Genomic DNA, 15,826 nt, shown 5'->3' with positions numbered 1-15,826 from the left:
AATTTAAAAATATTTTACCAAATAATAGTAATATTTTATATTTTATTTTATCTTTATAAGATTTCTTTTTTTTATATTTTTTTTAAATTTATTTTATAAGTTTTTATTTTTTTAATATAAAACATTTTTAATGTTATTTAATATATACAAAATTTTTATGTAGATATCATTTATATAGTCATATTAATATGAAATTATAATAAAATTAATAACCTATTATAGGGGTATAAGTGTCGAAATATTTTTTAATTTGTATTTTTTATTTTATAATTGGTGTTTATACCGTATATTCAAAAAATTTTATTATTAATGTTGAAGGACTTGAAAAAAAACTTTATGACAATGTTAAAGATGAACTTAATTCTATTACAAAAGATGAAATTATAATAAATAATTATTTTTATTCTCGTTTAGAAAAAATAATTAAAGACGGTTTAAAACCATTAGGTTATTATGATTCTAAGATTAAATTTAATTATTTGAAAAATAATTATCCTGTTATTTCTATTTTAACTATAAAAGTTATTTTAGGAAAACCGATTTTATTAAAACAAGTAAATATAAAATTAGAAGGTGAAGTTAAAAATGATTTTGATTTTAAAAAAATAATTGCAAAATATGTTCCTAAAATTGGAGAAATTCAAAATGATGGTGATTATGATTTTTTAAAAAATAAATTTAGTAAATTAGCTATAAGTAAAGGTTATTTTGATGCAGTAATGAAAAAAAGTCAATTGTATATTTCACTTAATAATCATTCATCTTATTGGAATTTTAATTTTGATAGCGGTAAACGTTATAAGTTTGGTAAAATATCATATAAATCTTCTCAAATTCATAAAGATTATTTAAATAATATAACTACATTTAAATATAAAGATTATTATTCATCTGAAAAAATAGCAGAATTTCATAATCGATTACTTGAAACAAATTGGTTTTCTTTTGTTAATGTTATACCAGTTATTTCTAATATTAAAAAATTTAATTCTTATGATATACCTATTGAAGTTGTAGTTACACCTAAATCTAAAAATTTTATTGAGTTAGGTGTTGGATATTCAACTGATGTTGGTCCTCGTTTTAAAGTAACATGAAATAAACCCTGGATAAATTCTTATGGTCAAAATTTAACTTCAAGTATTAGTATAGCAAAACATGAACAATTATTAGATACTTTTTTAAAAATTCCATTAAAAGTAAACCCACTTGAGCAATTTTATATTATTCAAACTGGATTAAAACGTATAAATTTAAATAATATGCAATCTGATACAGTTACATTTAATATATCTCGTAATTTAAATTTTTCTAATGGTTGGCATTATAGTTTATATACTCGTTGGATGTTAAGTAATTTTATTCAAGCAAATATAAGTAATAAAACTATGTTGATTTACTTAGGTTCAAATATAAGTCGTATTAGACAACATGGTGGTGTGATGCCAATATGAGGGGATAGTCAAAGTTATTCAATTGATTATTCTAATAATATTTGGAAATCAGATGTTGATTTTTTTGTTTTACAAACAAAACATGTTTTGATTAGAACTCCAATATATAGACATAGATTTGTTATATGTAGTAATTTAGGTTTAATTTTAACTAATAATTTTGAAAAAATACCACTTGATTTACGCTTTTTTGCTGAAGGTGATTGAAAAATTAGAGGTTATGATTATCAAAAAAATTCTCTTGAAGATAATTATGGTAAATTAACAGGTGCATCAAAATTATTATTTGTTTCAGCTGAATATCAATATAATTTTATTAATAGTTGGTGGGGTGCAGTTTTTATAGACATAGGTGAAGCAGTTAATAATATTGAAATAAATAAATTTAAAATAGGTACAGGGATTGGTATTCGTTTGGTATCCCCAGTAGGTCCAATAAAGTTTGATTTCGCAAAATCAATCAATAATTTAATTAATGATAAAATACAGTTCTATGTTAGTTTAGGAGCTGAATTGTGATTTTATCAAAATTTTTGAAATATTTAATTATTTCACTAATATTGGTTTTTATTATTATTTTTGCTAGTTTAAGTTTTTTATTATATACAGAATCAGGATTGAATTTTTTTGTTAATATAGGAACAAAATATTTTATACCTGAATTAACTATAAAATCTATAAAAGGAAATATAAAAAATTTAAGATTATATAATATAAAATATAAAACAAATAATATAGATATTAATTCTAATGAAATTAAAGTTAAAATTTGTCCGAATAGATTAATAAAAAGAGAATTTTATATTGAAACATTAAAAATTGATAAAATTAATATTAATATACAAAATTCTTTATTTTTTAATGATATATCAGATTTAGATTTTTTAAAGAAAATAAATCGTTTTTTTACTATACGTTTAAATAAATTATATATAATTTCTTCTGTTTTAAATATTAATGATATTAATATTGATTCAGGTAAAACAATTATTCATTTTTTATGGAAAAAAAAAAATATTAATATTATTAAAACTGATGTTGTTGATATAAAAATTGATTTATTAAATTTTACAAAAAAATATTTTATTTTAAAAACTTCATTTAATAATTATGATTTTTTTTCTAATCAAATTAAAAATATTTTAAGTAAGTTATTTTTAATAAAGCCAAATAAAATTGTAATTCCTATTAATTTAAATATTAATAAAATATTTAATCAAAATTTTATATTTAAAAAAAATAAAAAATTAATAATTAATAATTTTAATTTTATTATTTTTAATAAGGAAAAAAAAATATTTTTAAAAAAAATTAATATAAATACGTCAGAAATAAATATATTTTTGTCTGGAATTTTATCAATAAAAAATAAATTTTTAATATCTTTAGACGGTATTTATAATTTTAATAAATTAAAATATTTAAATAATAAAAAAAATATTTTTTCTATTAAATGTGATTTATTTGATAAATTATATTTTATATTAAAAATACATGGATTAATTGATTCTATTTTGGAAATAAAAGCAAATTTGTTAAAAACAAAATCATTTATTTTAAATTTAAATGATATACATTTAAATTTGAATAGTAATTTTTTTTATAACGATATTATTTTAAATAAAGTAATAATTAAAAAAAAACCAATTCTATCAAAATTAAATATTGAATGTGATTTCAATAAAAAACAATTAAAAATAAAATCATTTCGTTTAATTACTTCACAAATAAATAGTAATATTACTGGTTTTATTAATTTTAATAAAATCATAAATTGGAATTTTATATTAAGTTTTTCAAAAATTAATTTAAATGAAAAATATGATGGTTTTCCTTTAAAAATTAAAGGTAAAGCGGCAATAAATGGAAAAATATATGAAAAAAAAATAACATTTAATATTTATAATTTTTTTTTAGATGGGATTATTAAAAATAGAAAATTAAAATTTAATAGTAAAATAGAATATAATTCTAATAGTATATTAAGCATTAAACAATTTAATTTATTTTTAGGTAAAAATCATTTAAAAATAAATGGTATTATTATAAACAAACATAATTTTAATATTAAATTAAATATATTTTTAAATGAAAAATTATTTTTTAAAAAAAATAGTATTATTAATTGCAACATAAAATTATTTAATAATTTTGGAATTATCAAAACTTTTATAAATTTTAATATTTATAATTTAAATTTTAAAAATAATATTTATATAAAAAATATTAAAATAAAAGGAATGCTTTCTACAGATAAAAAAATAAATAATGAATTTTCTATTTTTTTATATGATTTCAAAAGATCTAATTTTATTTTAAAAGAAATAATATTTTATATTAAAAATAATAAAAAAATAAATAATTTTAAAATATACGTAGTTAGTAATCAAATTAAAGGATGTATTATTTTAACAAAAAAAAATAATTATTCGATTAAAGATATTTATGAAAATTTAATAAATATTATATATAAAAATATTACTAGTAAATATCAATTAGAAGAAAAAACGTTTTTTAAAAATATAAAACATACACGAAAATTCATTGGAAGTAATTTTTTATTAGATAATTTTAATAAAATTTGTGTTTTATTAAAATTATCTGAAATAATAAAATATATTGATTTTAATATTGTATTAGATCGTTTAGATGCAAAAATTTTTGAATCATTTATATCTAAAAATATTCGTATTAATGGTTTATTTTTTGGTAAAATAAATATAATTTTTGATAATTTATTTAATTTTCCGAAAATAAATATAAATTTACAAGGAGAAAAAATTAAAATAACAAAAATTACTGAAGATATATATATTCCTATTGAATTAAATTCAATAAATTTAAATATGTATATAGAAAAAAATAAAATTTATATTGATGTTTTATCAAAAAAAAATAATTTAATTAAATTAAAAAGTAGAATACAAATTTCTAATATAAAAAAAAATAATTTATTGTTTGGTCAGATTGAAATAAAACATCTTCCAATTAATATTGGTAAGTATTTTATCAAAAATAAAAAAATTATAAATTGTGAATTTAATACTAATTTAATTTTAAAAGGGACAATAATTAATCCATTAATTTATGGAAATATATATATTTCTAATATAAAAATAGAATCTTCAGAAATACCAATTGTTATTAGAAATGGAAATTTAAAAATTATATTTAATGGTATTGATTCAATATTAAAAGGAGAATTAAATACATATGAAGGTTTTTTAAATTTTCATTGTAAATTAAATTGGAAAAATATTAATTTATTAGATGCTAAACTTGTATTAAAAGGTAAAAATTTATATTTTACATTTTTACCAATAATTCAAACAGATGTTCAAATGGATGTTGTTTTAAAATTTTCATCTTCATTATTAACAATAAATGGAACAATAGATTTTCCTTCCTCAAGAATTTTTGTTAATGAAATACCAATATCTATTATTAATCAATCATCAGATGTTATTATGTTAGATGAAAAAGATAAACAAATTACAAAAAAATTATTTTTTTTACCTATTTGTACTAATTTAAAAATAAAAATTGGTAATGATGTTAAATTAAATGCATTTGGATTGGATGTTCGTTTGAATGGATTATTGAATGTTATTCAAAATATATATGGATTACATGTTAATGGACAAGTAGATATTCAATCTGGTCATTTTTCTACGTATGGTCAAGATTTATTAATTCGAAAAGGTCAAATTTTGTTTTCTGGTTCTATTGATCAACCATTTTTAAATTTTGAAGCTATTCGTAATCCAGATAATACATCTGATGGTGTTATTGCTGGTGTTAATTTTATAGGTTTTGCAGATAATATTAAAATTAATGTATTTTCTGAACCGTTTAAAACACAACAAGAAGCTTTTTCTTATTTAATAAAAGGAGAAGGTATAAATTCAAATAGTATAACAAGTTCTTATATGAAATCAATATTAATTGGATTAAGTATTGCAAAAAGCGGGGTGTTAATTGATAAAATAGGTAAAATATTAGGTTTATCTGATTTAACATTAGATTTAAAAGGATTAGGTAACGATTCACAAGTTATTGTAACTGGTAAAATTACTAATGATTTACAAATAAAATATGGTGTTGGGATTTTTGATTCTTTAGCAACATTAACATTACGTTATCAATTGATACCTAAACTTTATTTAGAGGTGGTTTCTGGTATAAATCATGCTTTAGATATTATTTATCAATTTGATTTTTAATTATATATATTTACAATAATTTTATATATATTGTATAAAATATATTTTATAAAAGATTATTTTTATATCTTTCTATAGAAGAAATTATTTCTTGTTTTGCTTTATTTTTATCACCCCATCCTTTAACTTTAACCCATTTTTTTTCTTCTAGTTCTTTATAATGTGTAAAAAAATGAATTAATTGTTTTTTAAGTAATTTTGATAAATCTTTTATATCTTTTATGAGATTATATTCTTTTATTAATTTATTATGAGGAACCGCAATTATTTTTAAATCTTCACCTGATTCATCTATCATTTCTAATGTTCCAATCGGTCTGCAATAAATTATTGAACCTGATTGTATAGGATATGGAGTAGGAACTAATGCATCAAGTGGATCACCATCTAAAGATAATGTTTTGTTAATATATCCATAATTACATGGATAAAACATTGTGGTTAATATAAAACGATCTACAAATAATGCTCCAGATTTTTTATCTACTTCGTATTTTATAGGATTTGCATTTGCAGAAATTTCTATAATAACATAAATATCTTCAGGAGGATTTTTTCCTGTTTGAACTTTATCTAAATTCATAAAATTTCCTTTATAATAAATTATTTTGAAAATTATATTTATATTGTTTTTAAAATTTGTATACTTTAAAAGTAAAATTTAGCAAAATATATTTTTAATTTTATTAAAGTTTATTTATAAAGTATTCAACTTTATTTACCATTGATTTTGTTCCTACAATTAATTGTGAACGTTGATGTAATTTATTTGGAATGATATCTAAAATTCGACTTGTACCATTACTAGCCTTGCCTTCAGCTTGTTCAGCTAAAAATGCGATTGGATTGCATTCATATAATAAACGAAGTTTCCCAGTTGGGTATTTTATTGTATTTGGATAAATATAAATTCCTCCTTTTATTAAATTACGATGAAAATCCGCAACAAGAGACCCAACATATCGTGAAATATAATAATTTTCAATAATTTTATTTTGTTTTTGACAATATTTAATATATTTTTTTATTTCTTTTGAAAAACTAAAATAGTTACTTTCATTTATAGAATAAATTAAATCTTTTTGTGGATATATTATTTTTTTTTGAGATAAAATAAAAACTCCTAAAGATGAATCATATGTATATATGTTCACTCCATAACCTGTTGTAAAAACTAATATAGTTGAAGCTCCATAAAGTATATAACCAGCTGCTATTTGTTTATTTCCAGGTTGAAGAAAATCATTTTTATCTATTAAAAAACCAATTGGCGTGACGCGTTGATAAATAGAAAAAATTGTTCCAATTGGAATATTGACATCTATATTTGAAGAACCATCAAGTGGGTCAATTAAAATTATATATTTAGCTTTTTTTGCACGGTCGTTATCAAAAATAATGATATTTTCTTCTTCTTCAGATACGAGCCCTGCAACATTTTTTTGAAATTTTAAAATATGTTTAAATTTATTATTTGCATATTGATCTAATTTCATTTGTATTTCACCTTGAATATTTATATTATTATCATTATTTTTTAATATATTTTTAAATTTAGGTGAGTTTATTTTGTGTTGAATAAATTTTGCTGCTAATATTATTGATAATATTAATTCGTTTATTTCATATTCTGTTTTAGAATGAAATTTTTGTTCAAAAAGAAATTTTTCAAATTTTGTCATTATTAAATATCCTTGATAAAATTATTTTTTTATATTTTTTTAGTTTTTAATTTTTATATATTTATATAAAATTTTATTTATTTTTATAGAATAATATTTTATATAAATATGTTAATTATAAATAATAATTGATATAGAAAACTATTAATTTATGAGTTTAATTTTTTAAATATTGTTAAGTTATTTAAAATAATATTAGAAATTAAATTTATAGTTAATTTTAATACTATTAGATAAAAATTTGTATAAGATAATATTAAGTTTTATTTTGTATTTTTTTTACATAATTATTTTTTGAAATAATTCATTATTAAAAATATTTTTTATTTAATATTATAAAATAAATTTATTTATTGTAATCTAATATAGATTATTAGTTATATATTATATCTATAATTAATTAATTATTGTTTTATATATAAAGCAAAAACTATGTAATATTTAATGCGAATTAATTAATCCGCATTAAATACTATAAAAAATTAAAGATTATTTGCATTTTTTATTAAAAAATTTGCTATTCCTCTTTCGGTTGTATTGATTCCTTCTTTTCCTTTTTCCCATTGAGCAGGACAAGCTTCTCCATTTTTTTCGTGAAATTGTAATGCATCAACCATACGAAGCATTTCGTCAATGTTACGGCCAAATGCTAAATCATTTATTATTTGATGACGAACAATTCCTTTTTTATCAATAAGAAAAGAAGCACGTAAAGCAACTCCTTCTTCTGGATGTTCAATTTTATAAGATTTCATAATTTCATGTTTAGTATCAGCAATCATAGGAAATTTAATTTTTCCAATACCACCATTATTTATTGATGTTTTACGCCATGCGTTATGTACAAATTCAGAATCAGAAGAAATACCAATGATTTTTACTTCTTGTTCTTTAAATTTTTCGTAACGATTATTAAATGCAATTAATTCTGAAGGACACACAAAAGTAAAATCCATCGGCCAAAAGAAAATTATTGCTAAATGATTTTTTAAATGATTTTTTAAATGAAAATTTTTAATTATTTCACCATTACTAAGAACAGCTGGGGCTATAAAATCCGGTGCTTCTCTTGCTACTAAAGTCATATTTTTCTCTCTTATTTATTATTTTAAATTTTATTTATTTTATTGCTTATATATTTTTATATAAAATGTTTTTTATTTTTTTAAAAAATATATTTTATCATAAAATAAATATATTTAAATGAATATTAATTTTTTATTTTAAAAATATATTTTTTAAATAAATATATTAATTAAATATATAAAAATATTTATTTTAATTTAAAAGATATCTTATTATGGATAATCAAAACAAATTTCTTTCATTTTAAAAAAGATTATTTTTTAAAAAAATTATATATAATATATATATTTTAAAAATTTAAGATTATGTTTAATTAAGTTAATAAAATTTTTTTAAATATTTTAGTATATATAAATAATAAAATTTAATGTTTTAATATATTTTATTATTTTTAATAAGTGATTATTATTAAATAATTTTAATAAAATTTTAATATAAATATCATTGTAAATATAATATTAATATATATTAGATTAAAATATAAAAAAATGTTTTTAATTATTTTAAATAATATTAAATATTTTATTTTAATTTTAAAATATATAATATTAAAATAATTGTATTTAATATATAATATTGTATTGATATATAATCAAATAATTTTAATATCTATTAAAATAAATAATATTTTAAATATTATTTTATAATAAAAATTGATTTTTATTTATTTAATGTTTTATTATAAAATATTTTTTAATAAAGTTTAATATATTTAATTATTTTTTTAATTTTTATTAAAATTATTAAAAAAATAAAAATGTTGTTTTATTTTTTTCATACTTATATACGTTATTTAATAATTAAAAATATTTTTTTATTTAAAATATTTAAGTTTTAATTATTATTTTAAATATTATAAAATATAAATATTTAAAACTAAGAAAGTTTTAAGTAAAATTAATATTACATTAAATTTATAATCATTATATTAATATCTGATGTTTAATAATGAATAATTATTTTAAATATGTTATTTATTTATAAATGTTATCAGGAAAAATTATGCGTTGTCCATTTTGTTTTGCAATTAATACAAAAGTTATTAATTCTCGTTTATTTTGTAGTGAAACAAAAGTTCGTCGTAGACGAAAATGTCAAATTTGTAATGAACGTTTTACTACATTTGAAATAATAGAACTTATAATGCCACGTATAATTAAAAATGATAAAATACGTGAACCTTTTGACGAAAAAAAACTTAGTATAAGTATGTTAAAAGCTTTAGAAAAACGAAATATTGATTTATATTCTATTGAATCTGCGATTAGTAATATTAAAAATCAGTTGCGTTCTATAGGTGAACGAGAGGTGAAATCTAAATTTATTGGGAAATTAGTTATGAATGAATTAAAAAAAATTGATAAAGTTGCATATATACGTTTTGTTTCTGTTTATCGTAGTTTTAAAGATGTTAATGAGTTTTGGGAAGAAATTGATAAATTGGAATGTAATAAATAATGTATAAAGATCAATTTTATATGAATCGTGCTCTTGAAATAGCACAAAAAGGTCGATTTACTGTTACACCTAATCCTAATGTCGGATGTGTAATTGTAAAAAATAATGTAATAGTTGGTGAAGGTTTTCATCAAAAAACAGGTAATGCTCATGCGGAAATATTAGCATTAGAAATGGCAAAAGAAAAAGCTAAAAATGCAACAGTATATGTTACATTAGAGCCTTGTAGTCATTATGGACATACCCCTCCATGTGCAAAAGCTTTAATTAAAGCAGGTGTAAGTCGTGTTGTAGTTGCAATGAAAGATCCAAACCCAAAAGTATCAGGTATGGGTATAAATATGCTTTTAAAAGCTGGATTAAAAATAAAAAAAAATGTTTTTTTAAAAAAAGCTGAAACTATTAATCGTGGTTTTATTAAGCGAATGCGTACAGGTATACCTTATATTAGATTAAAACTTGCTTGTTCTTTAGATGGTAAAATTGCACTTAAATCAGGAAAAAGTAAATGGATTACATGTATAGATTCTAGAAAAGATGTACAAAAATTACGTTCTGAATCATGTGCTATTTTAACTACAAGTAAAACTGTTATAATTGATAATCCTTCTTTAACTGTACGTTGGCATGAACTTCCATTGAATATAAAAGAAGACTACAAAGAAAAACAATTACGGCAACCTATACGTATAGTTTTAGATAAAAAAAATTTAATTACTCCAAATCATAAAATAACACAATTAGAAGGAAAATGTTTATTAATTCGCTCATGTTTACATAATGATATTAAATGGAAAGGCGATGTAGAAGAAGTATTTTTTAATTTTGAATATCAATATAATAATTTAATAAATTTAATGATAAAATTAGGTAGTAAAAAAATTAATACTATTTTAGTTGAATCTGGTTCTAAATTTGCTACTTCGTTAATAAAATTTAATTTATTTGATGAATTAATTATTTATATTGCTCCTAAATTTTTTGGTAAAGATGCTTGTAATTTAGTTGATTTTTCTGGAATTAATATTATATCTGATGCTCCTAAATTTAAATTTTCAAATATAAAAAAAATAGGTAATGATTTACGTATTACAATTTATAATAAAAAATAATTTTTATGGAAAATAATATGAATATTATAAAAGGTACACTTACAGCTACAAATTCATTTATAGCTGTGATAGTTGCACGATTTAATCATTTTATTAATGACAAATTATTGGAGGGTGCTATTGATTCTTTAGAACGAATAGGTCAAATATTAAAAAATAATATAACCGTTATTTGGGTTCCAGGTGTTTATGAATTACCATTAATTATAAAAATTTTAGCAAAATCTAAAAAATATGATGCAATTATTGCATTAGGTACTATTATTCGTGGTAATACAAAACATTTTAAATATTTATCAAATGATTGTATTTCTTCTATTTCTAGTATTGGAATTAATAATGAAATCCCAATTGCCTTAGGTATTTTAACTACTGAAAATATTGAACAAGCTATTGAACGATCTGGTAGTAAATTAGGTAATAAAGGTGTTGAAGCAGCGTTAACTGCATTAGAAATGATTAATGTAATTAATAAGATTAAAAATAAATAAAATCAAATAAATTATTTTTATATCTCTTTTTTAAGAGGAAAATAATGAAACTTATTGCTCGTACTCGAGCTCGAAAACGTGTAGTACAAATAATTTATTCGTGGCAAATTTCTAAAAATCCAATTACTAAAATTGAATATGATTTTAGTGATGAATGCACAATATCAAATATTGATACAACTTATTTTTATGAATTAATTTTTGGAATTACAAATAATGTAAGAAAACTTGATAGTTTAATGATACCTTTGTTATCTCGTGATTTTAATAATTTAGGACAAATAGAAAAAGCAATTTTACGTCTTTCAATATATGAATTAATTTATCGTAAAGATATACCTTATAAAGTTATAATTAATGAAGGTATTGAATTAGCTAAAATTTTTGGATCTGAATATAGTTATAAATTTATTAATGGTGTATTAGATAAAATAATTCATATAATTAATCGTGAAAAATAAACTAGTTATTATATTTTATATAATTAATATAAAATAAATAAATTTATAAAATAATTTTTTTTAAAATGGAAAATTATAATGTTATATAGTGAATTTAATCTTATTTGGGATTATTTTGATCGTCAAAAAAAGAATAGGCGAGATGTAAATATTGGTATCGGAGATGATTGTGCTGTTGTTGTGATACCAGATAAACAACAATTAGCAATTAGTACGGATACATTTGTTTCTGGTATTCATTTTTTACCTAATATTTCACCAGATGATATTGCTTATAAAACATTAGCTTCAAGTTTAAGTGATCTTGCTGCTATGGGGGCTGATCCTGTTTGGATATCTTTAGCTATCACTTTACCTTTTATAGATTTTAATTGGATAGAAAATTTTAGTAATATTTTTTTTAAACAATTAAATTATTATGGAATGCAATTAATTGGTGGTGATACTACTCGTGGACCTATGAGCATAACGTATACTGTTTATGGTTATATTCCAATTGGAATGGAATTATCTAGATCTGGTGCACAAAATGGAGATTTTATTTATATTACTGGTACACTAGGTGATAGTGCTGCCGGTCTTGCTATTTTAAAAAATGAATTAAAAGTTGAAAATACATTTTATAAAAAATATTTAATTAATCGTTATTTAAGACCTAAAGCACGTATTTTAGAAGGTAAAATTTTACGGAATATCGCATCTTCAGCTATTGATATTTCTGATGGTTTGGTTTCTGATATAAAACATATTTTAAATGCAAGTTGTTGTGGTGCGTGTATTGATATTAATAATTTACCTCAATCAGAAGCATTAAAACAAAATACTACATTTGAACAAAATCGTTTATGGTCATTAAGTGGTGGTGATGATTATGAATTATGTTTTACAATATCTAAAGTTAATAAAGATTTATTAGAAACAACATTAAAACGTTTTAGTGTTGATTTTACTTGTATCGGTACAATAAAATCGCAATCTAATGGTATTCGTTACTATTATAACAATGAAGAAGTTGATATAACTTTTAATGGTTTTGAACATTTTATTATTAATAAAAATTAGTAAAAAAATAAAAAAAATATTAAATATAAAAAATATATTTTATATAGTTGTAACAGGTTTTGGTAGTGGGTTATTATTTCCAAAATTTTCTGGGACATTTGGAACTTTTATTGCAATATTTTTTTGGATTTTAATGACAAAAATATTTTCTACTTTTACAATTTGGATTGTAATAATAATTGGTTTTTTTATTGGTTGTATATTTTGTAAACAAAATAATATTAAGATTCATGATCATTATAGTATAGTATTTGATGAATTTATAGGTATTTGGATAACATTAATGAGTATTCCTAGTATTGAATTTAAGTGAATTTTCATTGCTTTTTTTGTTTTTCGTGTTTTTGATATATTAAAACCATGGCCAATTTGTTTTTTTGATAAAAAAGTTATAAATGGTTTTGGTATTATGATTGATGATATTATTGCAGCAATTTTTTCATGTGTAATTATTTATATATATAATAATATATTATTAATATTTTAAATATAACATAGTATTATTACTATAAGTTATAATATTTTAGATAAAATTTTTTTATATAAAATTTATATTTTATTAAGATATTTTATTGAAAAATTAAAATTTAATATAATTAAATTAATTATTTTATATAAAAACAAAGTATTTTATATTTTTTGTTTTTTGAATAATATTATAATATGTATGATTTAATATTGTTTTAGTTTTATATATTTTATTTTTTTTAATTTTTTAATAAAACTATTGATATTTAATTTTAATTTAGTATTTTTTTGATAAAAACAAATTTATTATATTATCAATAATATAATAAATTATTAAAAAAAAACAAAAGGTTAATATTTATTTTTTTAAATAATTATTAATTGATTTTATTATCCCGTTGGAATCCAAACCAAGATCTATAGTTAATTCTTCTTGATCTCCTTGCGGAATAAAAGAATCAGGTAATCCTAAATTTAGGATTGGCAATATTTTTTTTTCTTGTAATAAAAATTCATTTACACCACTGCCGGCTCCACCAATTATTGCATTTTCTTCTAATGTGACTAATATACTATGATTATTTATTATTTTTAAAATTAATATTTTATCAAGTGGTTTAGCAAAACGCATATCTACAACTGTTGCGTTTAATTTATTTGCTGCTTTTAAAGCATTTTTTAAAAGAGTTCCGAAACATAGTATTGCTATTTTTTTACCTTGTCGTCGTATAACTCCTTTTCCAATAGATAATTGTTTTAATGGTTGTAATTTTGTACCAGTACCTATACCTCTAGGATAACGTACAGCTGTTGGTCCATTTTTATAGTGATAACCAGTGTGTAACATCAAACGACATTCGTTTTCATCGCTTGGAGTCATAATAATCATTGTTGGGATACATCGTAAAAATGAAATATCGAATGATCCTTGATGGGTTTCACCATCACCTCCAACAATACCGGCACGATCAATAGCAAACATTATTGGTAATTTTTGTATTGCTATATCATGAATAACTTGATCATATGCACGTTGTAAAAAAGTTGAGTAAATAGCAATTATCGGTTTATATCCTCCTATAGCTAACCCAGCAGCAAATGTAACAGCATGTTGTTCAGCTATAGCAACATCAAAATATTGTTTTGGATATTTTTTTGAAAAAATAGCCATTCCTGATCCTTCACACATTGCTGGTGTAATTGCTATTAATTTTTTATCGTTTTTTGCTACTTCACATAACCAGTCTCCAAATATTTTTGAAAATGTAGGTGTTGTTTCTTTAATTTTTGGTAAGCTATATGTACTTAGATCAAATTTTGGTACAGAGTGCCAACTAATTGGGTCTTTTTCAGCAGGTTCATATCCACGACCTTTTTTTGTTAAAATATGTAAAAATTGAGGACCATTTAAGTTTCGTATTTTTTTTAAAATTTTTGTTAATTTAATTACATCATGTCCATCTACAGGACCTGTATAATTAAATCCTAGTTCTTTAAACATTATTCCAGGTGGAATTGCATTTTTAATGTTATTATTTTTTTTAAAAAAATTTTTTGTTTGTTGAATATTAATAAAAGTTTTTTTTCTGTTTTTATATTGTGTATTATTGTATATAGTTATAGAAAGTAAATTGGATAAATGATTATTTAAAGCTCCTACATTTTCAGAAATGGACATATCATTATCATTTAAAATGATTAACATATTAGGTGCTATATCTCCTGCGTGATTCATAGCTTCAAATGCAATACCTGCTGTAATAGCCCCATCTCCAATTATACAAACTGTTTTTCGATTTATATTTTCTTTTTGCGCAGTAATAGCTATACCTAAACTAGCACTTATAGATGTTGATGAATGTCCAACGCTAAGTACATCATATTCACTTTCATTTCTTCATGGAAACGCATGTAAACCATTTTTTTTACGAATTGTATCTATTTTATTTCGACGTCCAGTTAAAATTTTATGTGGATAAGCTTGATGCCCAACATCCCAAATTAAACTATCGAAAGGAGTATTATAAATATAATGTGTTGCAACTGTTATTTCAATAGCACCAAGTCCTGATGCAAAATGTCCGCTAGATTTGCTAACACTGTTAAGTAAAAATTGTCTAAGTTCGTCGCAAAGTTTAGGTAAACTTTTTTTAGGTAACAAACGTAAATCATTAGGTGTTTCTATAATAGATAGTGTTGGATATTTAATAGTATCAATCATTTAGATGCTCATTTATAACTAAAAAATATCAAGTTATATTATCAATATAAAAATTTTTATTTATAAAAAATTTATTTTATTTTTTTTATATAACTAAGTAAATGTTGT

At 20.1% G+C, this 15,826-nt stretch carries 12 protein-coding genes; 8 read left to right on the top strand and 4 right to left on the bottom strand.

From position 1 onward, the window contains the following. The first annotated feature begins 230 nt into the window (after positions 1–230). Entirely contained in the window at positions 231–2,000 is a 1,770-nt protein-coding gene (tamA, locus tag AAGD61_RS02110) for an autotransporter assembly complex protein TamA (RefSeq protein WP_341764810.1), read from the top strand. Then, a complete protein-coding gene (locus tag AAGD61_RS02105) occupies positions 1,970–5,677 on the top strand; it encodes a translocation/assembly module TamB domain-containing protein (RefSeq protein WP_341764809.1) in 3,708 nt (1,235 codons plus the stop codon). Before tamA ends, AAGD61_RS02105 begins: the two co-directional genes overlap by 31 nt. 46 nt (positions 5,678–5,723) lie before the next feature. On the opposite strand, the gene ppa is transcribed toward AAGD61_RS02105, so the two are convergent. The 3 genes from ppa to AAGD61_RS02090 all read right to left on the bottom strand — a co-directional run bounded on the left by ppa (position 5,724) and on the right by AAGD61_RS02090 (position 8,444). Next, the gene (ppa, locus tag AAGD61_RS02100; RefSeq protein WP_341764808.1) at positions 5,724–6,260 is read right to left on the bottom strand and encodes an inorganic diphosphatase; all 537 of its coding nucleotides are present in this window, start codon (positions 6,258–6,260) and stop codon (positions 5,724–5,726) included. 103 nt (positions 6,261–6,363) lie between these two features. After that, a complete protein-coding gene (gene fbp / locus AAGD61_RS02095) occupies positions 6,364–7,359 on the bottom strand; it encodes a class 1 fructose-bisphosphatase (RefSeq protein WP_341764807.1) in 996 nt (331 codons plus the stop codon). Positions 7,360–7,841: 482 nt separating this feature from the next. Beyond that, a complete protein-coding gene (locus AAGD61_RS02090) occupies positions 7,842–8,444 on the bottom strand; it encodes a peroxiredoxin C (RefSeq protein ID WP_341764806.1) in 603 nt (200 codons plus the stop codon). Positions 8,445–9,447: 1,003 nt separating this feature from the next. On the opposite strand from AAGD61_RS02090, the gene nrdR reads away from it, so the two are divergent. From nrdR to AAGD61_RS02060, 6 genes are all read left to right on the top strand, one after another. Next, complete coding sequence (nrdR, locus tag AAGD61_RS02085) at positions 9,448–9,903, top strand: transcriptional regulator NrdR (RefSeq protein ID WP_341764805.1); 456 nt, start codon at positions 9,448–9,450, stop codon at positions 9,901–9,903. After that, positions 9,903–11,015, top strand: a complete 1,113-nt coding sequence (gene ribD, locus AAGD61_RS02080; RefSeq protein ID WP_341764804.1) for a bifunctional diaminohydroxyphosphoribosylaminopyrimidine deaminase/5-amino-6-(5-phosphoribosylamino)uracil reductase RibD — start codon at positions 9,903–9,905, stop codon at positions 11,013–11,015. The genes nrdR and ribD overlap by 1 nt, the downstream gene beginning before the upstream one ends. Before the next feature lie 17 nt (positions 11,016–11,032). Then, entirely contained in the window at positions 11,033–11,506 is a 474-nt protein-coding gene (ribH, locus tag AAGD61_RS02075; RefSeq protein WP_341764803.1) for a 6,7-dimethyl-8-ribityllumazine synthase, read from the top strand. Positions 11,507–11,550: 44 nt separating this feature from the next. Beyond that, a complete protein-coding gene (gene nusB, locus AAGD61_RS02070) occupies positions 11,551–11,967 on the top strand; it encodes a transcription antitermination factor NusB (RefSeq protein ID WP_341764802.1) in 417 nt (138 codons plus the stop codon). Between the two features lie 78 nt (positions 11,968–12,045). Continuing rightward, positions 12,046–13,029, top strand: a complete 984-nt coding sequence (gene thiL, locus AAGD61_RS02065) for a thiamine-phosphate kinase (RefSeq protein WP_341764801.1) — start codon at positions 12,046–12,048, stop codon at positions 13,027–13,029. Beyond that, positions 12,995–13,516, top strand: coding sequence for a phosphatidylglycerophosphatase A (locus AAGD61_RS02060; RefSeq protein ID WP_341764800.1), 522 nt, complete (start codon positions 12,995–12,997; stop codon positions 13,514–13,516). Before thiL ends, AAGD61_RS02060 begins: the two co-directional genes overlap by 35 nt. A 339-nt stretch (positions 13,517–13,855) precedes the next feature. On the opposite strand, the gene dxs is transcribed toward AAGD61_RS02060, so the two are convergent. Beyond that, on the bottom strand, positions 13,856–15,718 hold the full coding sequence (gene dxs, locus AAGD61_RS02055; RefSeq protein WP_341764799.1) for a 1-deoxy-D-xylulose-5-phosphate synthase: 1,863 nt from the start codon (positions 15,716–15,718) through the stop codon (positions 13,856–13,858). Between the last annotated feature and the right edge of the window lie 108 nt (positions 15,719–15,826).

Source organism: Candidatus Providencia siddallii, assembly GCF_964026685.1.
Classification (GTDB): Bacteria; Pseudomonadota; Gammaproteobacteria; order Enterobacterales; family Enterobacteriaceae; genus Providencia_A; species Providencia_A siddallii_A.
The sequence above is the reverse complement of the archived record's forward strand: the minus strand, read 5'-3'. Positions and strand labels throughout refer to the sequence as shown.